The organism is Streptomyces albireticuli (assembly GCF_021228125.1).
In the GTDB taxonomy this organism is placed as follows: Bacteria; Actinomycetota; Actinomycetes; order Streptomycetales; family Streptomycetaceae; genus Streptomyces; species Streptomyces albireticuli.
In genome coordinates, this window is the sequence record NZ_JAJQQS010000009.1 from 304559 (window position 1) to 326773 (window position 22215).

Here is a 22215-nt window from a genome sequence, read left to right on the forward strand (position 1 = left end):
AGGACGTCCGGTCAAGGGGGCGACGGCGAGGAGGGTGCCGGGCCCGCAGGGGCAGGGCCCTGGACGCTTCCGTGTATTCGCGGCGCGGAACCGGCGGAAGGCCGGGAGGCGACCCGCACGGCGCCGTAAATATACGGTCCAGGGCCCTGCCCCGGAGGGCCGGGCGCCCGCACCACGGACACCCGGCCCCGTAGGAACGGACGCCCGGCCTCGTACGACCCGAAGGACGTCCGCTACCGCACGGACACGAAGTCCGAGACGTCCCGAGCGGGCCGCTCCCGAGGCGGAGCGGCGGCGTGCCCGACGGCCACGGCACCCATCGGATCCCAGTTCTCCGGCAGCGACAGCACCGACCGCACCACATCGCGGCAGAACATCGTCGAGGAGACCCAGGCCGACCCCAGCCGCTCACCGGCGAGCGCGACCAGGAAGTTCTGCACGCCGGCGCCGGCGGCGACGACGAACATCTCCCGCTCGGAGGCGTTGCGCCGCGCGTCCGGATACGTGTGGGAGCCGTCCATCACCAGACAAGGCACGACCAGGTACGGGGCGTTGCGCAGCACATCGCCCCGCCGCACCCGCTTGGCGATGCTCTCCTCGCCGAACCCGTCCCCCCGCAGGTCCGCGATCCAGGCGTCCCGCATGGCGTCGAGCAGGGCCACGCGCGACGACTCGGACTCCAGCAGGACGAACCGCCACGGCGTGGTGTGGTGCGGGGCCGGAGCGGTGACGGCGGCGGCGACGGCGCGGCGCACCGCGCCGGGGTCGACGGGGGCGTCGGTGAACTCGCGGACGGTGCGCCGGAGCGTCACGGCCTCGCGCACGGCCTCGGAGGTGCCGAGCCGGAACATGTCGTCGGCGGCGTTACGCACGAGAGCACGCGCTCCGAGCTCGTCGTCACCAGAGCCCTCGCCCGTGGAGACGACATGGGGAAGCCCCCGGACAACGGCGACAGGCAGCCCGGAAGCCTTCCCCTTCACCAGATCACCGGCGGCGGCCAGCTCGTCGCCCGTGGCGACGATCGTCACGTTCAGGGGGTTGCCGTGCGAGTCCACGCCCCCGCGCAGGTCGTCCAGCACCCGCACCCCGGCCGCGCCGATGGCGACGTCCGTGAGCCCGCTGCGCCAGGGGCGCCCGAAGGTGTCGGTGACGACGACGCCGACGTCGACGCCGAGGGCGTCCCGCAGCCCGGCGCGGAGGGCGCGGGCGGAGGCGTCGGGGTCCTCGGGGAGCAGCAGGATCGTGCCGGCCGCGGTGTTGGAGGCGTCGACGCCGGCGGCGGCCATGACGAGCCCGAGCCGGCTCTCGACGATGCGGAGTTCGCCGCGCCGCGCGACGACCCGGACCGCCTCGGCGTCTATGGCGGCCTGGCGGTCGGCGGCCTCGACGATGCGGCCCTCGGCCTTGCTGACGATCTTCGAGGTGACGAGCAGGACGTCACCGTCGGCGAGGCCGGGCAGTCCGTCGGCGGTCGCGGCGGCGGCGATGAGCTTGACGAGGTCGTCGCCGGGCCGCACCTCGGGGATGCCGGGGAGGGCCCAGACGCGGTACCCGGGGGCCGCGGGGGTCTCGGGAGCCGCAGGGGCCGCGGGGGCCGGGAGGGAGGAGGTCACGCGCGCACCTCCGCGGCGAGGGAGAGCGCCTCGGCGGCCATCCGGGCCGTGGCCTCGACGTCGGTCATCATGAGCGGCACGGCGCGGCAGCGGATGCCCGCGGCCTCGACGTCGGGCACGGAGCCGGCGTCCACGGTGTCGACGAGCCAGCCGTCGATGAGACCGGAGCCGTAGTGGCGGGCGACGGCCGCGGCGGTGGACTCGACGCCGACGGCGGCGAGGACCTTGTCGGCCATGCCGCGCACCGGGGCGTCCCCGACGATGGGGGAGAGGCCCACGACGGGCGCGGCGGAGGCCGCGACGGCGTCGCGGACGCCCGGCACGGCGAGGATGGTGCCGACGCTGACGACGGGGTTGGACGGCGGGAAGAGGATGACGTCGGCCTCGGCGAGCGCCTCCAGGACGCCGGGCGCGGGCTTGGCCTCGTCGGCGCCCACGGGCACGATCGCGTGCGCGGGCACCTCTGCCCGCAGCCGGACCCAGTACTCCTGGAAGTGGATCGCCTTGCGGCCGCCGGGGGCCGCCGGGTCGTCGGTCATGACATGGGTCTCGACGCGGTCGTCGCTCATGGGGATCAGCCGGACGCCGGGCTGCCACCGCTCGCAGAGCGCCTCGGTGACGGCGCTGAGGGGATAGCCGGCGGCGAGCATCTGCGTACGGACGATGTGCGTGGCGAAGTCGCGGTCGCCCAGGCCGAACCAGCCGGGCCCCACGCCGTAGGCCGCCAGTTCCTCCTTCACCGCGAAGGTCTCCCCAGTCCGCCCCCACCCCTGCTCCTCGTGGATGCCCCCGCCGAGGGTGTACATCACGGTGTCGAGGTCGGGACAGACCTTGAGCCCGAAGAGGTGGATGTCGTCACCCGTGTTGCCGATGACGGTGATGTCCGCGTCGGGAGCTGCTGACTTGAGGCCACGAAGGAAGCGGGCGCCCCCGATCCCGCCGGCCAGAACCACAATGCGCTGCATGAAGGGCAGTCTGTCAGGCGGGCCGTCAGACCGGAGGTCTGCCCCTGAGGGGCGCCGGCCGGGCATCGGTCGGGCGGCGGCGGGGGCGGCGGGGGCGCGAGGGTCAGCCGCGCAGCACGTCCTGGAGGGAGAGCGGGGACGCGGCGGCGCCCCGGGTCCCGTGCTCGTGCGTTTTCCCGTGCATGGGCATCTCCGTGAGCCCGGGGGAGTAGATGTGGAGGCTGACGGCCGGGGCGAGGGAGTCGTTGACGACCTCGTGGGCGTAGCCGGGCGCGAAGACCCGCTGCGCTCCGGCGCGCAGCCGCCTGCGGGCGCCGCCGTGCGGCCCCGTGCCCCCGGTGATCTCGGTGAGTTCACCCTGGAGGACGGTCAGCACACCGGAGGAGGGGCCGTGGTCGTGCGGGCCGCTGCCCTGGCCGGGGACCCAGCTCAGCAGCCAGGCCTCGTAGCCGGGGCCGGTGCGCAGGCGGTGGTACCAGCGGCTGGTGGCGTCGTACCGGACGAGGTGGGCCCAGGAGGCGCGGTCGGCGGCGACCGCGCGGGCAAGCCCCGCGAACTCGGCGACGGTGCTGGGGTGGGCGGGCACCGGCGGCATCAGGTGCGGGACGGCGAGCGGGTCGCCGGCGATCTGGACATCGCTGTTCATGTGCGGGATTCCTCGGCGGAAGTGCTGGGGCGGCGCGGAGCAGGCGGAACGGGTGACGCGGAGCCGCGTACGGGCGTGCGTGAGCGCGAGCCCTCGGCGGGGCGGTGAGGTGTGAAGGTCAGCTGGAGCGCGTGGGCATCAACAGCTGGAACAGCGACAGCGTGCCTGCACGGCGCAGCGGGACCCGTAGGCGCGGGTCAGGCTGAGGGCGGCGATAGCTGGCATGGAAACAAGGTGGCGGGCGCGACCTCGCTCTGTCAACCGAGTGTCCGTTTTGGGGCTAATCTTTCACCTCATCCGGTTGCTGTGGGTGCCGAAAGGTTTGCGTATGTGCGGGTACGGACAGGTGGCGCTCCAGTCGGGGCCGTAAACATCGTTCGGCCGGACGGTGCAACGGGACTGCCGCGTGTGGCGTCCTCACCTCATGGAGAGGTCGCGTGGCGGTCGTGGTGAGCAGATCTATGTGTCCGGACTTGTATTGTTTTGGGCACTTTCTGCTTGGCTTTGGTTCCGCAGAGTGAATAAGGGGCCCAATAGCAGATCTCGGCTTGACTGGCCCGGATCGGCACACTTGTAATTTCACCCGTGTCGTTCTGCCGCTTTGATGAAGGCAGCATCACGGGGACGCAAATGACAGACGAGGGGCGCACATGACCGAGCTGTTTCAGCAACTGCTGGTCGAGGAGGCGGACGAGGAGCTCGGCTGGCAGGAGCGCGCACTGTGCGCTCAGACCGATCCCGAGTCCTTCTTCCCCGAAAAGGGTGGATCCACCCGCGAGGCCAAGAAGGTCTGCCTCGCCTGCGAGGTCCGCTCGGAGTGCCTTGAATATGCCCTTGCCAATGACGAACGCTTCGGCATCTGGGGCGGCTTGTCCGAGCGCGAACGCCGCCGCCTCAAGAAAGCCGCGGTCTGACCGTCCGCATCGGGCGGCCGGATCCGGCACGGATCCGAGCGGGATCCGCCACGGATCCCGATAGGTCATACAGATCCTATGGATCTGATGAACGGTCTTATGGAAGACATGCCGGGAAACCGGAGAAGAGTCCGGCCCGCGCGAGTTCAGGACCGCAAACCCGCACCGGCTTCTCCGCCGGAGCGCGCTTACCGGGGCCCCGCAGGGGAACCCCCACCGGTTCTCCGCCCGGTATCCCGAGCGGTGCGTCGACCGGTTCCCGACACCGGTGTCCGGGCCGGTGCCGCGGCAGGTCCCGCGACAGGCCCGCCACGGGTTCCGCGACCGACTCCACGAGCGGTTCGTGACCGGTTCCGTGACCCGCTCAGTGACCCGCTCAGTGACCGGTCCCGTGACCGGTGACAGCCTTCCCCCGACGAACGGTCCGTCTCCCGGGCGCCGCCCGAGCGAGGCGGACCGCTGTGTGCGCAGCCACTAGTGTGGTGGCCCGTCCGCGACGCACCGCCGCCCCGCTGGGGCGCACCGTCCGCAGTCCAGCACAGCAGTCTTCCGGGGGGTGACCTCCGGACCCCGGCCGGAGGGCCCGTACCCCGATGTCCGAGCACAGCACCACGGCGGCCCACCACCCGGCCGGCTCCGCTCCGTTCGCCCCCACCCCCCTGCCCGGGTACGACTCCGCCGTGCCGCCGGCCTTCCCCCGGCACGTCGTCACCGCCGTGCTCGTCGCCCATGACGGCGCCCGCTGGCTGCCCGACGCCCTGGCCGGCCTGCTCGGCCAGGAACGCCCCGTGCAGGGCGCCGTCGGCGCCGACACCGCGAGCACCGACGACTCCGCCCGGCTGCTGGCCGAGGCCCTCGGCGACGACCGCGTCCTGCACCTCGCCCGCCGCACCGGCTTCGGCGCGGCCGTCGACGAGGCCGTGCGCTCCGTCCCCGCGCCGGACCCGGAGACGCTGCCGTACCTCAAGCGTTCGAGCGGCTGGGACCCCGTCAGCCGCACCTGGCGCGAGGACCCCGACGACCCGCACGGTTACGACGCCGGAGGCCGCGGCGGCCGGACCGGCCAGGGCACCGGGGACCTCGAACCCGTCCAGTGGCTGTGGCTCCTGCACGACGACTGCGCCCCCGAGCCCGGCGCCCTCCACGAACTCCTGCGCGCCGCCGACGCGGAGCCCGACGCCGCCGTCGTCGGCCCCAAGCTCCGCAGCTGGTACGACCGCAGGCAACTGCTGGAGGTGGGCGTCTCCATCGCCCGCAGCGGCCGCCGCTGGACCGGCCTGGAGCGCCGCGAGCAGGACCAGGGCCAGCACGACCAGGTGCGCTCCGTGCTCTCCGTGTCCACCGCCGGCATGCTGATCCGCCGCGACGTCTACGAGAAGCTCGGCGGCTTCGACAGCCGACTGCCCCTCATGCGCGACGACGTCGACCTGTGCTGGCGCGCCCACGCCGCCGGCCACCGGGTCCTCATCGCGCCCGACGCCGTCGCCCGGCACGCCGAGGCCGCCGCCCGCGAGCGCCGCCCCGTCGACTGCGCCGGCCGCACCGCGGCCGGCCCGCACCGCGTCGACAAGGCGGGCGCCGTCCACACCCTCCTCGCCAACACCCACGGCAAGCTCCTGCCGTACGTCCTGGTCCGGCTGGTCCTCGGCACCCTGCTGCGCGCCCTCGGATACCTCCTCGGCAAGGCGCCCGGACAGGCCCTGGACGAGCTCACCGGCCTCTTCGGCACCCTGCTGCGCCCCGGCAGGCTCAGCGCCGCACGGAAGAGACGCGGCCGCCCGGCCGTGGCCCCGAGCGAGCTGCGGCCGCTCTTCCCACCCGTCGGCGCCACCGTCCGGGCCACCGTCGAAGGACTCGCGAGCGGCCTCGGCGGCCGCCCGGACGGCGAGGCCTCCTCCGCCGGACGGCACGGCGCCGTCGAGTCCGGGCCCGGCGGCGAGGACGCCGACTTCCTGGAGATCGAGCAGTTCGCCCGGCTCAAGCGGATCGCCCGCAAGCCCGGCCCCGTCCTCTTCGCCGTCCTCCTGCTCGTCTCGCTCGTCGCCTGCCGCGGGCTCCTCGGCGGGGGCTCCCTGTCCGGCGGCGCCCTGCTGCCCGCCCCCGACGGCGTCTCCGGCCTCTGGGCCCGCTACGCCGACGCCTGGCATCCCGTGGGCACCGGCACCACCGGCGCGGCGCCGCCCTATCTCGCGGTCCTCGCCGGCCTGTCGGCGCTCTTCCTCGGCTCCACCGGCTTCACCCTCACCCTGCTGCTCGTCTGCTCGGTGCCCCTGGCCGGGCTCACCGCCTACTTCTCTTCCCGCACGCTGGTCTCCTCACGCCTCCTGCGGGCCTGGGCGAGCGTCGCCTACGCCTTCCTGCCCGCCGCCACCGGCGCCCTCGCCACCGGCCGGCTGGGCACGGCGGTCCTGGCCGTCCTGCTGCCGCCCATGGCGCGCACGGCCGTCGCGAGCGCCGGACTGCGGACGCCCGGGGCGCGCCCCACCTGGCGCGCGACATGGGCGTACGCCCTCCTGCTCACCGTCACCACCGCCTTCACGCCCGTCGTCTGGCCGCTCGCCGTCGTCCTGGGCCTCGGCGCGCTCGCCTGGTCCCTCACGCGCGGCGGTGGCCGGCCCGCCGTCCACGGCACCCGCTTCCTGACCGCCGCCGTCACCCCGCTCGCCGTCCTCGCCCCCTGGTCGTTCGGGCTGCTCGCGCACCCCGGCCGCTTCCTCACCGAGGCCGGCATCGAGCCGGCGCCGGCCGCGTCCGCGCCCTGGCACCTGCTCACCGGCGACCCGGGCGGCCCGAAGACCTTCGGCGGTCTCCTGTTCACCGGCGTGCTGCTGGCCGCGCTGGCGGCCCTGCTCCGAGCCGACCGCGGGCGCGCGGTCCGCACCGCCTGGGCCGCTGCCCTGGCCGCCCTGCTGTGCGCGGTGCTCACCAGGGGCGCCTCCGGCTGGGCCGGCCCCGCCACCCTCGTCTACTGCCTGGCGCTCATCGCCGCGTCCGTCGTCGGAGCCGAGGGCGCGCGCGAGCGCGTCGCGGCCCTCAGCTTCGGCTGGCGGCAGCCCGTCGCGGCCCTCGTCGCCGTCGCCGCGATCGCCGCCCCCCTGGCCGCCGCGGCCGCGTGGGCGGTGGGCGGCGCGGACGGGCCGCTGGAGCGCCGCGCCGCCGCGCAGGTGCCCGCGTTCGTCGCGGAGGAGGCGGCCACCCGCGACCAGGCCCGCACCCTGGTGCTCGGCGGCGAGGCCGGGCGCGTCACCTACGCGCTCGTCCGCGGCTCCGGGGCCCGGCTCGGTGACGCCGAGCTCGCCGCCTCCGCCGGGCGCGACAAGAAGCTCGACGCCGCCGTCGCCGGGCTCGTCGCGGGCTCCGGCGCCGACCAGGCGGGCGCCCTCGCCGACTACGCCGTCGGCTATGTGATCGTCCGCGACAGCGCCCCCAAGAGCACGGGCCGAGCCCTGGACACCACCACCGGCCTCACCCGGCTCAGCCGCCAGGACAACAGCTCGCTGTGGCGGGTCGACCGGGACGTCGCCCGCGTCACCGTGGTCGGTGGCGGCGGCCGTAAGGACAGCCGCCCGGTGCCCGTGGCCGCCGGGCCCGTCGAGGCGCACGGCACGCTCCCCGCCGGTGGCGAGGGACGGGTGCTGCGGGTCGCGGACAAGGCCGACCCCGGCTGGCAGGCCACCCTGAACGGCAAGGCGCTCAAGCCCACCACCGTCGACGGCTGGGCCCAGGGCTTCGCGCTCCCGCCGGAGGGCGGCCGGATCGCCCTGGTCTACCGGACCCCCCTGCCGCACACGGCCTGGGCCTGGACGCAGGGGCTGCTCGCCCTCGTCCTGGTCGTCCTCGCCCTGCCGGGCCGCCGCCGCGAGGTCGACGACGACCTCCCGGAGGCCGCGCCCGCCGGGAGCCCGGGGGCCTCCGCCGCGCCCGCCACGGAGACCGCGGCGCCCGTACCGCCGCGGCCCGGCTCCGGCGAGGGCCGCCGCGCCCGCAGGCTCCGCGCCGCGGCCGAGGCCGGGGGCGGGGCGCCCGCACCGGCGGCACCCGCGCCGCCCGCGGTGGCGGAGCCGGTGGCCGACCCCTACGCCCAGCAGTCCGCCGACCCGTACGCGGCCGTGCCGCACCAGCAGCCGTACGGGCAGCAGCAGGCCGGCGACGGCTGGGGGACGGGCCACGCCGACCACACGACCCACGAGGGCTACTACGCGACCCAGGGCTACCAGGAGGGCCCGTACGAGGGCGCCCAGGGCAACGCGCACACCCAGGAAAACGCCTACGGGAGCGGTTACGGGGTCCCCTACGAGGAGGCCCACTATCCGCAGCAGGGCCACACGCCGGGCCAGGAGACGGCCGGGTACCCGCAACCGGACCCCTACCAGGGCGGGCGGCAGGCCGACCCGTACGCGGCCGGTTCCTACGACCCGTACAGCTACGGCGGACAGCCCTACGACACCACGTACGGCGGCGGCACCCCGCCCCACCGCGACGGGAGCGAGCAGCAGTGAAGCGCACCACCCTGTCCCTCTTCGGAGCCGTCGCGGCGCTCGCCGCCGCCACGGGTCTCGCCGTCGTCGCCGCGCCCGCCGGCGGCGAGGGCACGACGCCCGCGAAGGCGGCCTCCCGGCAGCCCGTGCAGCGATCGGCGGCGCTCTGCCCGGCACCGACCTCCTCGGACGTGGGGGAGACCGTGTACACGGCGTTCACGCCGCCGACCACCGGCGCGTCCGGGGGCAAGGCGGCGGCGGACCTGCTGGCGGCGGCCCCGGGCAAGAAGGACGACGCCGTCACGGAAGCGGCCGAGGAAGCCGGTAAGGACGCGGGCAAGGCCGGCGCCAAGAAGGACGGCAAGGACGGGAAGAGCAAGAGCGACGGCAAGGGCGCGACGGCCCCCGGCACGTCCGTGCTCGCCCCGAAGGAGCCCGGCAAGCCGGCCACCGCCGGTACGGGCCGCTCCGACGCGCCCGCCCTCATCGGCGCCGCCGAGGGCGCGCTCGCCCCCGGCTGGACGGTGCAGCAGTCCACCGTGGTCAGCGCGGGCAGCGGGCGCGGGCTGCACGGGCTGACCTGTACGGCCCCCGACACGTCCTTCTGGTTCCCGGGCGTGAGCACCGCCAAGGGGCGCCAGGACTACGTCCACCTGACCAACCCGGACACCACGGCCGCGGTCGTCGACCTGGAGCTCTACGGCAAGGACGGCCGGATCAGGTCCGCCGCCGGAGAGGGCGTCACCCTTCCGCCCCGGTCCACCGTCCCGGTGCTCCTGTCGACGCTGGCGGACGCGCCCGCCGAGAGTGCGACGCTGCACGTCGCCGCCCGCTCCGGCCGGGTGGGCGCCGCCGTCCAGGCGTCCGACGAGAAGCTCGGCGGCGACTGGCTGCCGGCCTCCGCCGAACCGGCCGCCGACGCCGTCCTGCCGGGCATCCCGGCCGACGCGACCTCCGTAAGGCTGATCGCTTTCGCGCCCGGCACGGACGACGCCGACCTCAGGCTGCGGTTCGCCGGGCCGAGCGGCTCGATCACCCCGGCCGGTCACGAGACGCTGCACGTCAAGAGCGGCATGACGGAGGCCGTGGACCTCGGCGACGTCGCCAAGGGTGAGACGGGGTCGCTGCTCCTTACGGCGGAAGGCGCCAAGTCCCCGGTCGTCGCGGCCCTGCGGGTGACGCGCGGCAAGGACGACAAGCAGGAGACCGCGTTCATCCCCGCCACGGCGCCCGTCGAGCGGCGCGGGACGGTCGCCGACAACCGCGCCAAGGGCAGCGCGCTCACCCTGGTCGCGCCGGGGAAGGAGGCGGCGGAGGTGAAGGTCACCTCGTCGGCGGGCAGTGAGGGCGGGACCGCGGTGAGCAAGACCTACACGGTCAAGCCGGGCACCACACTGGCCGTGGAGCCGCCGCAGCCCTCCGGCCTCAAGGGGACGTACGCGGTGACCGTGGAGAAGGTCTCGGGGGGCCCGGTGCACGTCTCGCGGACGCTGTCGCTGCCGAAGGACGGCGTGCCCATGTTCACGGTCCAGCCGGTGCCGGACGACCGCTCCACGGTGGCGGTGCCGGCGGTCGGCCAGGACCTTTCGATGCTGAACCGCTGACGGGCGGAGCGTCGGAACGCCCCGCCCGGCCCGCTCAGTCCTGCCCGTACCGGGGGTCCACCGACTCCGGCGCGAGCCCGAGGAGTTCGGCGACCTGTTCCACCACGACCTCGTGGACGAGCAGCGCCCGCTCGTCGCGGCTCTTGGTGCGGATCTCCACCGGACGGCGGTAGATCACGATCCGGTCGGGGGCGTCGCCGTGGGCGGGCACGTACCGCCCGAGGGGCACGGACTCACCGTCGAAGTCGAAGACGTCGAGGCCCTCCGGCCCGTCGGGATCCGCGGGCGGCGCCCCCGCGTCGCGGAGGGTGACCGGCACCTCGCGGACGACGAAGTCGACGGCGGCGAGCTGGGGCCAGCGCCGCTCCAGCCGCTCCGCCGAGTCGTGCACCAGATCGACGAACGCCTCGCCGCGGCTGACCGACAGCGGCACTTGGGGCGGGGCGATCGGACCGCGCATGCCACGTCCGTGACGGTCTCGGTGACGCGGGCGCGATGCGGAGTGACGAGGAGGTACGGGGCTGTCCATCACTCCTGAGGGTATCCGCCGGTCGGCCGTGCGCACGTAGTGATCGCGCATCCACAGCATGTCGCCGGATGAACATTCCGGTCATCTCTGCGATCAATTGCGGCCAGGTAGCGGACCGGTCGATCCATGCCGAATGACACTGTACGGACGGCTTCATGACAATTTTTCGACCCGCCGAAATCCGGTTCGACGGTCTCCGCGCAGGTCAACGGCCCGGTGGCGAAACGGTGTCGACGGGACGAACCGGGACGACACGGAGGAGTGAGCCGGGGGAGAGTCGTCGCGGACCGCTCAAGAGTGCGGTACCGTCCAACCTCGTGAGCCCTGTACGTCGCTGTTCGCGCACCGCGTGCGGCCGCCCGGCCGTCGCGACGCTGACGTACGTCTACGCCGATTCGACCGCCGTTCTCGGACCGCTCGCCACCTACGCGGAACCCCACTGTTACGACCTGTGCGCCGAGCACTCCGAGCGGTTGACCGCCCCCCGTGGCTGGGACGTGGTCCGGCTCGCCCTCGACAGCGGCCCCGCCCGCCCCAGCGGTGACGATCTCGAAGCGCTGGCCAACGCCGTGCGCGAGGCGGCCCGCCCGCAGGAGCGCCTCGCCCCGCCGGGCGGTTCCTCCGGCGCCCCCTCCCCGGCCGGCCGCGAGGCCGATCCGATGGAGGTCGCCCGCCGAGGCCACCTCAGAGTGCTGCGCTCGCCCGACTCCTGACGGCGTCTCCCGTCCCTCCGGGTAGGTTTGTCTTCCCGTACCGGACTCCAGGAGGGGTTGGCTGTGGCTGATCTGTCGCAGATCGTGAAGGCGTACGACGTGCGCGGCGTGGTCCCCGACCAGTGGGACGAGGCGCTCGCGGAGCTCTTCGGCGCCGCTTTCGCCCAGGTGACCGGCGCGGACGCGATCGTGGTCGGTCATGACATGCGTCCGTCCTCGCCGAGCCTGTCGCGCGCCTTCGCGCGCGGCGCGGCGGCGCGCGGCGTCGACGTCACCGAGATCGGGCTGTGCTCCACCGACCAGCTGTACTTCGCCAGCGGACAGTTGGACATGCCGGGCGCCATGTTCACGGCCAGCCACAACCCGGCCCGGTACAACGGCATCAAGCTCTGCCGGGCGGGTGCCGCCCCCGTCGGCCAGGACACCGGCCTGGCCGAGATCCGCGCCCTCGTCGAGGGCTGGGCCGACTCCGGCGCCCCCGAGCCCGTCGCCACCCCGGGCGAGCTGACCCGGCGGGACGTCCTCGCCGACTACGCCGCGTACCTCCGCTCGCTGGTGGACCTGAGCGGCATCCGGCCGCTGAAGGTCGTCGTCGACGCGGGCAACGGCATGGGCGGGCACACGGTCCCCACGGTCTTCGAGGGCCTGCCCCTCGAGCTCACGCCGATGTACTTCGAGCTCGACGGCACCTTCCCCAACCACGAGGCCAACCCCCTCGACCCGAAGAACCTCGTCGACCTCCAGGAGAAGGTCCGCGAGACCGGCGCCGACATCGGCCTGGCCTTCGACGGCGACGCCGACCGCTGCTTCGCCGTGGACGAGCGCGGCGAGCCCGTCTCCCCGTCCGCGATCACGGCCCTCGTCGCCGCGCGCGAGCTCGCCAAGCACCCCGGCGGCACGGTCATCCACAACCTCATCACCTCGTGGTCGGTGCCGGAGGTCGTCAAGGAGCACGGCGGCGAGGCGGTCCGCACCCGGGTGGGGCACTCCTTCATCAAGGAGGAGATGGCCCGCACCGGCGCGATCTTCGGCGGCGAGCACTCGGCGCACTACTACTTCCGCGACTTCTGGAACGCCGACACGGGCATGCTGGCCGCCCTCCACGTCCTCGCCGCGCTCGGCGGCCAGGACGGGGCGCTCTCGGAGCTCGTCCGGGAATACGACCGCTACGCCGGCTCCGGCGAGATCAACAGCACCGTCGCCGACCAGGCCGCCAGCGCGGCGGCGGTCCGCGCCGTGTACGAGGGCCGCGAGGGCACCACGATCGACGAGCTGGACGGCATGACCGTCACGACGCCCGACTGGTGGTTCAACCTCCGCGCCTCCAACACGGAGCCGCTGCTCAGGCTGAACGTGGAGGCGCGCGACGCGGAGACGGTGGCGCGGGTGCGCGACGAGGTCCTGGCGATCGTCCGGGCGTGAGCCCGGGCGCCGGGAGCGCGACCCCGCGCAGGGACTGATCCGGCCCGCCCGTGGGCTCCCCCGGCGGTGGCCGGGGGCGTTCGAGGACCGGTGTTCCGGGGCAGAGCCCCGGAACGCGGCGCGACCCGCGCCGCCGGGCCTCCGGCGGGATCCACCCCGGCCGTGCCACGATCCCGCACCCCCGGCGTGAGCGACTAGGCTGGCCGGACAGAGACGCACATCCCGAAGGGAACCCCCATGCCGCTCGAAGCCGGTCTCCTGGAGATCCTCGCCTGCCCGGCGTGCCACGCGCCCCTCCGCGAGGAAGGCGCCACCGAGGAGACCCCCGAGCTGGTGTGCCAGGGCGGCAGCGGCTGCGGCCTGGCCTACCCCGTCCGGGACGGCATCCCGGTGCTGCTCGTGGACGAGGCCCGGCGCCCGGCCTGACCCCGCCCGTCCGGCCCAGGCAAACCCGTACGGCGTACGCGACGGCGAGCGCGTGCGCCACGGCGATCGGAGGCTGATCAACGGTGTTCGACGAGTCGCTCCTCGATGACCCCGACGCCCTGTCCCGCGCCGATGTCCACGGCCTGCTCCGCGGTGCCGCCGAATCCGGCGCCAGGGTCCGCACGGCCGCCCGGAACACCTCCGAGGCGGGCGTGGGCGCCCTCAGGCCCGACGGCCGCCCACGGGCCGTCCTGGTGGCCGGTCCCGGCCCCGCCGGCGGCTGCACCGCCGATCTGCTCACCGCCCTCGCCGGTGACAGCGCCCCGGTCGCGCTGATCCGCCCGACCGGCGTGGCCCCCGCCCCCGGCGCGCTCCGCTGGACGCTCCCCGGCTGGACGGGCCCGCTGGACCTGCTGCTCGTCGCCAGCCCGGACGGCACGGAGCCCGGCCTCGCGATCCTGCTCGAGCAGGCGTACAGGCGCGGCTGCTCCGTCGTCTGCGTCACCCCGGCCGGTTCCCCGCTGGCCGACGCCACCACCCAGGCGCGCGGCCTCGCGATCCCCCTGACCAGCTCGCCGAGCGAGGCCCGTGCGGCGGGCGAGGAGCCCGCGGCACCCGCCCACAAGGTCGCGCTGCCCGTCGGCCCGGGCATCCTCTGGTCCCTGCTCACCCCACTGCTCGCGCTCGCCGACCGCATCGGCCTGCTGGCCGCGGACGCCCGCGCGATCGAGGCGCTCGCCGACCGCCTCGACCAGGTCGCCGAGCGCTGCGGGCCGGCGATCGCCACCTACAGCAACCCCGCCAAGACCCTGGCGGCGGAGCTGGCCGACACCATGCCGCTCATCTGGACCGAGGGCGACCTCGCGGGCGCCACGGGCCGCCACTTCGCGACGGTCCTGGCCGCGCTCGCCGGCCGCCCCGCGCTCGCCGCCGAGCTTCCCGAGGCCCTCACCGCGCACAGCACCCTGCTCGCCGGGGACCTCGCGGCGGGCGCCGACCCGGAGGACTTCTTCCGCGACCGGGTCGAGGACCCCGAGGCCCTGCACGCCCGCGTCGTACTCCTCCGCGAACGGGAGCCGGACGTCACCTCACCCGCCCCGGCCGCCCGCGAGCTCGCCCTCCAGCGCGACACCCCCGTCAGCGAGCTCCAGGCGGGTGACGGGGAGAGCCCGCTGGAGACCGCCGCGGAGCTGCTCGCCATCACGGATTTCGCCGCTGTCTACCTGGCGCTCGCTTCCACCCCGTAGAACCGTAGAACCGTAAGAACCCCTAGAACGAACCGTCAGGCAGCCCGGTGAGCGCGAGACCGGGGCACCGTGGAGGCGGTGATCCGGACCCGGCCCACCGTAAGGACGCCCCAAGGCCGTACCGAACAGTCAGGAACCGCTCCCATGGACCGCCTCGCCAACACCGTGCGCCCCTACGCGTGGGGCTCCACCACCGCGATCCCCGAGCTCCTCGGCACCGCCCCCACCGGCGAGCCGCAGGCCGAGCTGTGGATGGGCGCCCACCCCGGCGCCCCCTCGCGCGTCGACCGCGGCACCGGCCCCGTACCGCTCTGCGACGTCATCGGCGCGGCCCCCGGACCCGAGCTCGGGGCGGCCGCCGTCCGGCGCTTCGGCCCGCGGCTGCCGTTCCTCCTCAAGCTCCTCGCCGCGGCCTCGCCGCTCTCCCTCCAGGTCCACCCCGACCTGGACCGGGCGAAGGCGGGCTTCGCGGAGGAGGAGGCGCGCGGCATTCCGCACGACGCCCCCCACCGCAACTACAAGGACGCGAACCACAAGCCCGAGCTGCTCGTCGCCCTCACGCCTTTCGACGGCCTCTGCGGCTTCCGGGCCCCCGACGAGACGGCCGGGCTGCTCGCCGCGCTCGACGTCGACTCCCTCAAGCCTTACGTCGACCTGCTGCGTGCCCGGCCCGAGACGGACGCCCTGCGCGAGGTCCTCACCGCCGTCCTGGGCGCCGACCACACCGCCATGGCCGAGACCGTCGAGGCCGCGGGCGCGGCGGCCGAACGGCTCGCCGCCGAGGACGGCCCGCACCGGGCCGCGTACGCCGCCTACGCATCCATCGCCCGCCACTACCCGGGCGACCCCGGCGTCGTCGCGGCCATGCTCCTCAACCACGTACGCCTCAACCCCGGCGAGGGCCTCTACCTGGGGGCCGGGGTGCCGCACGCCTACCTCGACGGCCTCGGCGTCGAGATCATGGCCAACTCGGACAACGTCCTCCGCTGCGGCCTGACGCCCAAGCACGTCGACATCCCCGAACTGCTCCGCGTCGTCCGCTTCGAGAGCACCGTCCCCGCCGTCCTGCGCCCCGAGGCCGACGCCGGCGGGGAGGAGGTCTACGCGACGCCCGTCGAGGAGTTCCGTCTCTCCCGGCAGGTCTTCGCCCCCGCGTCGGAGACCCCCGCCACCCTGCCCACGGGCGCCCCGCAGATCCTCCTGTGCACCGCGGGCACCGCCGTCCTGAGCGCCGACGACGGCACCCGGTTGACGCTCCGGCAGGGCGAGTCCGCCTTCGCGCGGGCGGACGAGCGCGTCGAGCTCAGCGGCGACGGCGCCACCGTCTTCCGCGCCACTGTCGCTCTCTGAGGCGATCCGGCCCGAAACCCCGCCCGGCTGCTGCAACAATGGCCCGCCGTAAAGGAAAAGCAAAGCAACTGCTGGGGCGGAAGGGACAACCCGCACATATGAGTGCATCAGGCGGAACCAAGGCCATCGTCGCCGCGCTGGGCGCCAACCTGGCCATCGCCGTGGCGAAATTCGTCGCGTTCGCGTTCAGCGGCTCGTCGTCGATGCTCGCCGAAGGAGTGCACTCGGTCGCCGACTCCGGCAACCAGGCACTGCTCCTGCTCGGCGGCAAGAAGGCGCAGAAGAAGGCGAGCGAGGAGCACCCCTTCGGCTACGGCCGCGAGCGCTACATCTACGGATTCCTCGTCTCCATCGTGCTGTTCACGATCGGTGGCGTCTTCGCCCTCTACGAGGGCTACGAGAAGATCAAGGAACCGCACGAGATCGAGCACTGGTACTGGCCGGTCGGCGTGCTCGTCTTCGCGATCATCGCGGAGGGCTTCTCCTTCCGCACCGCGATCAAGGAGTCCAACCAGCTGCGCGGCAAGCAGTCCTGGGGCCAGTTCATCCGCACGGCCAAGGCCCCCGAGCTGCCCGTCGTCCTGCTGGAGGACTTCGGCGCCCTCGTGGGCCTCGTCCTCGCCCTCGGCGGCGTGTGCGTCTCGCTCGCGACGGGCGACGGCGTCTGGGACGGCATCGGCACGCTGTGCATCGGCGCCCTGCTCGTCCTGATCGCGCTGATCCTGGCCGCGGAGACGAAGTCCCTGCTCCTCGGCGAGGCCGCCGGCAGCGAGGACCTCGCCAGGATCCGGGCCGCGGCGGTCGACGGCGAGACGGTGACCGCCGTCATCCACATGCGCACGCTCCACCTGGGGCCCGAGGAACTGCTTGTCGCCGCCAAGATCGCGGTGCGGCACGACGACACCGCCGTCGAGATCGCACGAGCCATCGACGCGGCGGAGGCCCGCATCCGCGAGGCGGTCCCGATCGCCCGGGTGATCTACCTGGAGCCGGACATCTACGACGAACGGGCAGCGGCGGCGGGCGCGGACCCGACGGCGACACCGGGGGGCCCGGCCGGGCACTGAGGGCCACTCACGGAACGCCGGGCGGGCTGAATTTCAGCCCGCCCGGCGTTTGAGGACCGGGGTCCGGGGCGGAGCCCCGGTTTCGGGAAGGGGCGGGTAGGGGACAAGGCCCCGCGCAGCGGCACCCCACCCGCACCCTCCCCGCTCACCCGCACCCGCACCCGCCGGTTACGACACCTCCGCCAACACCCCCACCACCGCCCCCACACCACCCGCGGAAAGCAACCGCTCCCGAAACCCCGGATCCATCAACTTCCGCGACAGCATCGCCAGAATCCGCAGATGCTCATCCCCCGCCATCCTCTCCGGCACCGCGATCATGAAGATCAGCCGCGCCCTCGTCCCGTCCGGCGCCCCCCACTCGATGCCCTCCTCGGACCGCGCGAAGGCGACCACCGGAGCCGAGACCGCGTCCGTCTTGGCGTGCGGGATCGCGATCTCCTCACCCAGACCGGTGGTACCCAGGGCCTCCCGCGCGAGCACGGCGGCGACCAGCCCGTCCGGGTCCGTCACCCGGCCGGTGGCGGCCAGCAGCCCGGCCAGCTCGTGGATCGCGGCCTCCTTCGAGCGGGCGGCGAGCCACGGCCGTACGGACGCCTCGGTGAGGTGACCTGACAGTGCCGACGCGCCGCCCGCCGCCTCGGTGGCCCCGCCGCCCGGCACCGGCGGCGGCACCGGCGGCACCGCCGGTGCCGCCGCCACGGCACCCGGCATCCGCGGGGCGGCCCCGCCGCCGAGGGCCATCAGCGTGACCGTCGCCAGCGCCGTCACCACCGTGCCGACGGCGACGGCGACGAAGAACATCGGCACCCCGCCGACCGCGCCCAGTACCGCCACGATCGGCCCGCCGTGCGGCACGCTGTCCTTCACCGCCGCGAGGCCCGCGACCGCGCCGGCCACCGCGCCGCCCAGCATGTTCGCGGGGATGACCCGGGCCGGCCGGGCGGCGGCGAACGGGATCGCGCCCTCCGTGATGCCGAAGAAGCCCATGAACAGCGCCGCCAGCCCGGTCTCCCGCTCCTGCTGAGTGAACAGCCCGCGGCGCAGCACCGTCGCGAGTCCCTGGCCGAGCGGCGGCACCGGGATCGCCGCCGCGCACATGCCCATGATCTCGGGGTTCCGGGAGACCAGCCCCGCGCCGAAGAGGAACGCCGTCTTGTTGACCGGCCCGCCCATGTCGAAGGCGATCATCAGGCCGAGCAGCACCCCGAGCAGCGCCGCGCTGGTGCCGGTCAGGCTGCCCAGCCAGTCCGTCAGATGCGTGAAGACCCAGGCGATGGGGCGCCCGATCACGTAGACGAAGAACAGCCCGACGGCGCTCGTCGCGACGATCGGGATGACGATGACCGGCATGATCGGCCGGACGAACTCCGGCACCGTGACCTTCCGGATCCACCGGACCGCGTAGCCCGCCAGGAAGCCGGTGGCGATCGCCCCGATGAACCCCGCTCCGGCCTCGCTGTCGTAGAGCTCCCCGTGACTCGCGATCCAGCCGCCGACCATGCCCGGCACGAGCGCGGGCCGGTCGCCGACGGCGTAGGCGATGTAGCCGGAGAGGATCGGGATCATCAGCGTGAAGCCGATGACGCCGATGTCGTTGACGGTCTGCCAGAAGGAACTGTGGAAGACGATCCCCTCGGGGGTGGTGTGCCCGCCCAGCGCGAGCGACACGGCGATCAGCAGACCGCCGACGACCACGAACGGGATCATGTACGAGACGCCGTTCATCAGCGCCTTGTAGAGGACGCCGCGCTCCCTGCCGGCCTCCGCGCCCGGCGGTCCGGCGGCCCCCGCGCCCGCCCCGTCGCCCCGGTGCACGGGCGCGGACCGCACCCGGTCGATCAGCCGCTCCGGGTGGTGGATGCCCTCGGCGACCCCCACGACCAGGACCCGCTTGCCGGCGAAGCGGCTCAGGTCGACGTCCTTGTCGGCGGCGACGATGATCCCGTCCGCCTCTCTGACATCGTTGTCGGTCAGCACGTTCTCCGCGCCGATCGACCCCTGTGTCTCCACCTTCATCTCGTGGCCGAGCACCTGCGCGGCCTGCGCCAGCTTCTCCGCCGCCATATAGGTGTGGGCGATGCCGGTGGGACAGGCGGTCACCGCCAGCAGCTTGAGCCCCGGCCCCCGGACCCCCGCGCCCTCGGGAGGATCGGCTGGACTGATCACGTGGATCTCCTCACAACGTCATCGCGCGCGGGAGCGTGCCGCGTCCCCGCGCTGTTCGCATCCTGCAACACGTGACCTGCGGAGCAAAGCGCGTACCTGCCGGATCGTCAGGCTGCGTCGGGCGCGCGGAACTCGGTGGGCCGCCGGGCCGGGGCCGAGAGGGGCTGGGGCTCACCGGGCCGTCAGGTGTAGATTCGTGACCAGAGCCAGACGTCGCTGCTGATGGCGGTCGGGCGGCCCGCGCGACGGGCCGGCCGAGGGAGAGAGGGCCTCCGACGGACTGCGCTGCGGCCAGGGGACGAGTGCGTCCGCACTCCGCCCGACCGGACCCGGACGGTTGCCGTCCGGCCACCCGTTCAGGCGGCCTGACCGCGTGCACAGCCGTACCCACTCTCGCTCGCCCCTTCAGGAGGAGCAGCCCGTATGACCACCACCTCCAACGGCCAGGACTTCAAGGTCGCCGACCTTTCCCTCGCCGCTTTCGGCCGCAAGGAGATCACCCTCGCCGAGCACGAGATGCCCGGTCTGATGGCGATCCGCAAGGAGTACGCGGAGGCGCAGCCGCTGGCCGGCGCCCGTGTCACCGGCTCGCTGCACATGACCGTGCAGACGGCCGTGCTCATCGAGACCCTGGTCGCCCTCGGCGCCCGGGTGCGCTGGGCGTCCTGCAACATCTTCTCCACCCAGGACCACGCGGCCGCGGCCATCGCCGTCGGCCCGAACGGCACCCCGGAGAACCCGCAGGGCGTGCCGGTCTTCGCCTGGAAGGGCGAGACCCTGGAGGAGTACTGGTGGTGCACGGAGCAGGCGCTGACCTGGCCCGACACCGCCACCGGCGGCCCGAACATGATCCTGGACGACGGCGGTGACGCCACCCTCCTGGTCCACAAGGGCGTCGAGTTCGAGAAAGCCGGCGCCGCTCCGGACCCGTCCACGGCGGACAGCGAGGAGTTCGCGCAGATCCTCACGCTGCTGAACCGCACGCTGGGCGAGAACCCCCGGAAGTGGACCCAGCTGGCGTCCGAGATCCGCGGTGTCACCGAGGAGACCACCACCGGCGTCCACCGCCTGTACGAGATGCAGCAGCAGGGCACGCTGCTCTTCCCGGCGATCAACGTGAACGACGCCGTCACCAAGTCGAAGTTCGACAACAAGTACGGCTGCCGCCACTCCCTGATCGACGGCATCAACCGCGCCACCGACGTCCTCATCGGCGGCAAGGTCGCGGTCGTCTGCGGCTACGGCGACGTCGGCAAGGGCTGCGCGGAGTCCCTGCGCGGCCAGGGCGCCCGGGTCATCGTCACCGAGATCGACCCGATCAACGCCCTCCAGGCGGCGATGGACGGCTTCCAGGTCACCACCCTGGACGAGGTCGTCGAGACCGCCGACATCTTCGTCACCACGACGGGCAACAAGGACATCATCATGGCCGCCGACATGGCCAAGATGAAGCACCAGGCCATCGTGGGCAACATCGGTCACTTCGACAACGAGATCGACATGGCCGGCCTGGCCAAGATCCCGGGCATCGTCAAGGACGAGGTCAAGCCGCAGGTCCACACCTGGACGTTCGCCGAGGGCAAGGTCCTCATCGTGCTGTCCGAGGGCCGCCTGCTCAACCTGGGCAACGCCACGGGCCACCCGTCCTTCGTCATGTCGAACTCGTTCGCGGACCAGACCCTGGCCCAGATCGAGCTCTTCACGAAGCCGGAGTCGTACCCGACCGACGTCTACGTGCTGCCCAAGCTCCTGGACGAGAAGGTCGCCCGCCTCCACCTCGACGCCCTCGGCGTCAAGCTGACCACGCTCCGCCCGGAGCAGGCCTCCTACATCGGTGTCCCGGTCGAGGGCCCGTACAAGCCCGACCACTACCGTTACTGACCGGGCCCGCCGACGGCACCCCGTCGGCACCCTCAGCCGGTACGCAGGCCCCCGCCCTCGGCGGGGGCCTGCCCCGTTTCCCGTCAAGGACCACACCATGCCCCGCGGCCGCTACTCCCTCCACGACCCGCACGACCACACGCCCCTCGGCTCGGAACACTTCCACTGCGCCACGGGCCCGTCCGGCTGGCGCTACGTCTCGCAGCTCACCGCCCCGTCCGGCGAGCACACCGGCTCGGTCGACCTCACCCTCGACGAGCTCGGCCGGCCCATCCGGGTCCAGCTGCACGCGGCGAGCTGGCAGGTGAAGGGCGCCGCCCTCGACGGCGTCACCTGGGTGCGGACCGATCCCTCCGGCGAGCACGCCACGGAGGGCAATGTCGCGGCACACGCCTTCACGGGCGCCTCACCGGCCTTCTACGTGGCGCTGGCCCGGCTGGTCCGTCCGTCGCCCGGGGAGGGCGCCAAGCGGGTCCGCCTGGTCGGCTTCACGTCCCCGGTGCTGGCCCCCCGCACCTTCGACCAGGCGTGGGCCCTGCTCGGCAGGACGGCGCACGAGACGGACAGCGGTCCGCTGGAGGTGGACGAATACCAGGTGAGCGACCTGGAGACGGGGGAGCAGTACAGCGTGCACCTGGCCGGTGACGTGGTGCTCTCGGCACCCGGCATCGAGCTGGAGGAGCTGGAGAGCCCGCCGTCCTCGTTCGCGTGACTTCGCGTGACGAGGTGTCCCGATCGCAGCCCGTAGTCGCCGATGTGCGTCCGGCCCCTCTGACCTGGTACTGTCCTCTTCGCCCCAACAAACCTGTTGACACAGGGGAGGCGGGGAGGTAGATTCGAACGGTTGCCGGGAGCTGGACAGGCTCCGCCGCAACGGTTAGTGTCTACAGCGTTCCGGTGGCGGATTGAATTCGCACGGAACACCTCGATTCCCTATCGGAAGCGAAAAGGCCGATTAGCTCGGCCCGGAAAGCTTCTGATAAAGTCGAAAAGGCCGGAGAGCGAAAGCCCGAAGGCAAACCCCGCTCCAACAGGGGGCCGGAAACGGAATTCGGACCGGAAACGGAACGGAAAACGGATCTGGTAAGGTTGGAAACAACGAAGGGAAGCGCCCGGAGGAAAGCCCGAGAGGGTGAGTACAAAGGAAGCGTCCGTTCCTTGAGAACTCAACAGCGTGCCAAAAGTCAACGC

General features: G+C 73.6%; 16 protein-coding genes. 11 read left to right on the plus strand and 5 right to left on the minus strand.

Annotated features, from left to right (window positions below):
• Positions 1-233: 233 nt before the first annotated feature.
• The 3 genes from LUZ64_RS18980 to LUZ64_RS18990 form a co-directional block, all read right to left on the minus strand.
• Positions 234-1613: a coenzyme F420-0:L-glutamate ligase gene (locus tag LUZ64_RS18980; RefSeq protein ID WP_095583094.1), complete on the minus strand. Its 1380-nt coding sequence runs from the start codon at positions 1611-1613 to the stop codon at positions 234-236.
• A complete protein-coding gene (gene cofD / locus LUZ64_RS18985; protein WP_095583093.1) occupies positions 1610-2578 on the minus strand; it encodes a 2-phospho-L-lactate transferase in 969 nt (322 codons plus the stop codon). Before cofD ends, LUZ64_RS18980 begins: the two co-directional genes overlap by 4 nt.
• A gap of 103 nt (positions 2579-2681) precedes the next feature.
• Complete coding sequence (locus LUZ64_RS18990; protein WP_095583092.1) at positions 2682-3224, minus strand: cysteine dioxygenase; 543 nt, start codon at positions 3222-3224, stop codon at positions 2682-2684.
• 650 nt (positions 3225-3874) lie between these two features.
• On the opposite strand from LUZ64_RS18990, the gene LUZ64_RS18995 reads away from it, so the two are divergent.
• The 3 genes from LUZ64_RS18995 (at position 3875) to LUZ64_RS19005 (ending at position 10220) form a co-directional block, all read left to right on the plus strand.
• Positions 3875-4138: a WhiB family transcriptional regulator gene (locus tag LUZ64_RS18995; protein WP_004952403.1), complete on the plus strand. Its 264-nt coding sequence runs from the start codon at positions 3875-3877 to the stop codon at positions 4136-4138.
• A 593-nt stretch (positions 4139-4731) separates the two neighbouring features.
• Positions 4732-8637: a glycosyltransferase gene (locus tag LUZ64_RS19000; RefSeq protein WP_232390150.1), complete on the plus strand. Its 3906-nt coding sequence runs from the start codon at positions 4732-4734 to the stop codon at positions 8635-8637.
• On the plus strand, positions 8634-10220 hold the full coding sequence (locus LUZ64_RS19005; RefSeq protein WP_095583494.1) for a DUF5719 family protein: 1587 nt from the start codon (positions 8634-8636) through the stop codon (positions 10218-10220). The genes LUZ64_RS19000 and LUZ64_RS19005 overlap by 4 nt, the downstream gene beginning before the upstream one ends.
• A 34-nt stretch (positions 10221-10254) precedes the next feature.
• Here the strand turns inward: LUZ64_RS19005 and LUZ64_RS19010 are convergent, their stop codons facing one another.
• On the minus strand, positions 10255-10749 hold the full coding sequence (locus LUZ64_RS19010) for a metallopeptidase family protein (protein ID WP_095583495.1): 495 nt from the start codon (positions 10747-10749) through the stop codon (positions 10255-10257).
• A 227-nt stretch (positions 10750-10976) separates the two neighbouring features.
• On the opposite strand from LUZ64_RS19010, the gene LUZ64_RS19015 reads away from it, so the two are divergent.
• The 6 genes from LUZ64_RS19015 to LUZ64_RS19040 all read left to right on the plus strand — a co-directional run bounded on the left by LUZ64_RS19015 (position 10977) and on the right by LUZ64_RS19040 (position 16974).
• Positions 10977-11462: a DUF3499 domain-containing protein gene (locus LUZ64_RS19015; protein WP_095583493.1), complete on the plus strand. Its 486-nt coding sequence runs from the start codon at positions 10977-10979 to the stop codon at positions 11460-11462.
• Between the two features lie 63 nt (positions 11463-11525).
• Positions 11526-12884 carry a phosphomannomutase/phosphoglucomutase gene (locus LUZ64_RS19020; protein ID WP_095583492.1) on the plus strand — a complete coding sequence of 453 codons (1359 nt, stop codon included), beginning with the start codon at positions 11526-11528 and terminating at the stop codon, positions 12882-12884.
• A gap of 237 nt (positions 12885-13121) precedes the next feature.
• Positions 13122-13310: a Trm112 family protein gene (locus tag LUZ64_RS19025; protein ID WP_087927871.1), complete on the plus strand. Its 189-nt coding sequence runs from the start codon at positions 13122-13124 to the stop codon at positions 13308-13310.
• A gap of 83 nt (positions 13311-13393) precedes the next feature.
• Entirely contained in the window at positions 13394-14557 is a 1164-nt protein-coding gene (locus LUZ64_RS19030) for an SIS domain-containing protein (RefSeq protein ID WP_095583491.1), read from the plus strand.
• A gap of 144 nt (positions 14558-14701) precedes the next feature.
• Positions 14702-15907, plus strand: coding sequence for a mannose-6-phosphate isomerase, class I (gene manA, locus LUZ64_RS19035; RefSeq protein ID WP_095583490.1), 1206 nt, complete (start codon positions 14702-14704; stop codon positions 15905-15907).
• 98 nt (positions 15908-16005) lie between these two features.
• Complete coding sequence (locus LUZ64_RS19040) at positions 16006-16974, plus strand: cation diffusion facilitator family transporter (protein WP_095583489.1); 969 nt, start codon at positions 16006-16008, stop codon at positions 16972-16974.
• Between the two features lie 168 nt (positions 16975-17142).
• On the opposite strand, the gene LUZ64_RS19045 is transcribed toward LUZ64_RS19040, so the two are convergent.
• On the minus strand, positions 17143-19143 hold the full coding sequence (locus LUZ64_RS19045) for a fructose-specific PTS transporter subunit EIIC (RefSeq protein ID WP_308251428.1): 2001 nt from the start codon (positions 19141-19143) through the stop codon (positions 17143-17145).
• Between the two features lie 423 nt (positions 19144-19566).
• On the opposite strand from LUZ64_RS19045, the gene ahcY reads away from it, so the two are divergent.
• Together ahcY and LUZ64_RS19055 are read left to right on the plus strand one after the other, a co-directional pair.
• Positions 19567-21024: an adenosylhomocysteinase gene (gene ahcY, locus LUZ64_RS19050; RefSeq protein WP_095583717.1), complete on the plus strand. Its 1458-nt coding sequence runs from the start codon at positions 19567-19569 to the stop codon at positions 21022-21024.
• A gap of 97 nt (positions 21025-21121) precedes the next feature.
• On the plus strand, positions 21122-21736 hold the full coding sequence (locus LUZ64_RS19055; RefSeq protein ID WP_095583716.1) for a hypothetical protein: 615 nt from the start codon (positions 21122-21124) through the stop codon (positions 21734-21736).
• The last annotated feature ends 479 nt before the right edge of the window (positions 21737-22215 follow it).

What these genes read in the sequence shown, in the direction of transcription:
- cofD (WP_095583093.1), bottom strand. Translation starts at nt 2,578, where the DNA reads ATGCAGCGCATTGTGGTTCTGGCCGGCGGGATCGGGGGCGCCCGCTTC.
- LUZ64_RS18990 (WP_095583092.1), bottom strand. Translation starts at nt 3,224, where the DNA reads ATGAACAGCGATGTCCAGATCGCCGGCGACCCGCTCGCCGTCCCGCAC.
- LUZ64_RS18995 (WP_004952403.1), top strand. Translation starts at nt 3,875, where the DNA reads ATGACCGAGCTGTTTCAGCAACTGCTGGTCGAGGAGGCGGACGAGGAG.
- LUZ64_RS19000 (WP_232390150.1), top strand. Translation starts at nt 4,732, where the DNA reads ATGTCCGAGCACAGCACCACGGCGGCCCACCACCCGGCCGGCTCCGCT.
- LUZ64_RS19010 (WP_095583495.1), bottom strand. Translation starts at nt 10,749, where the DNA reads ATGGACAGCCCCGTACCTCCTCGTCACTCCGCATCGCGCCCGCGTCAC.
- LUZ64_RS19025 (WP_087927871.1), top strand. Translation starts at nt 13,122, where the DNA reads ATGCCGCTCGAAGCCGGTCTCCTGGAGATCCTCGCCTGCCCGGCGTGC.
- manA (WP_095583490.1), top strand. Translation starts at nt 14,702, where the DNA reads ATGGACCGCCTCGCCAACACCGTGCGCCCCTACGCGTGGGGCTCCACC.
- LUZ64_RS19040 (WP_095583489.1), top strand. Translation starts at nt 16,006, where the DNA reads ATGAGTGCATCAGGCGGAACCAAGGCCATCGTCGCCGCGCTGGGCGCC.
- ahcY (WP_095583717.1), top strand. Translation starts at nt 19,567, where the DNA reads ATGACCACCACCTCCAACGGCCAGGACTTCAAGGTCGCCGACCTTTCC.
- LUZ64_RS19055 (WP_095583716.1), top strand. Translation starts at nt 21,122, where the DNA reads ATGCCCCGCGGCCGCTACTCCCTCCACGACCCGCACGACCACACGCCC.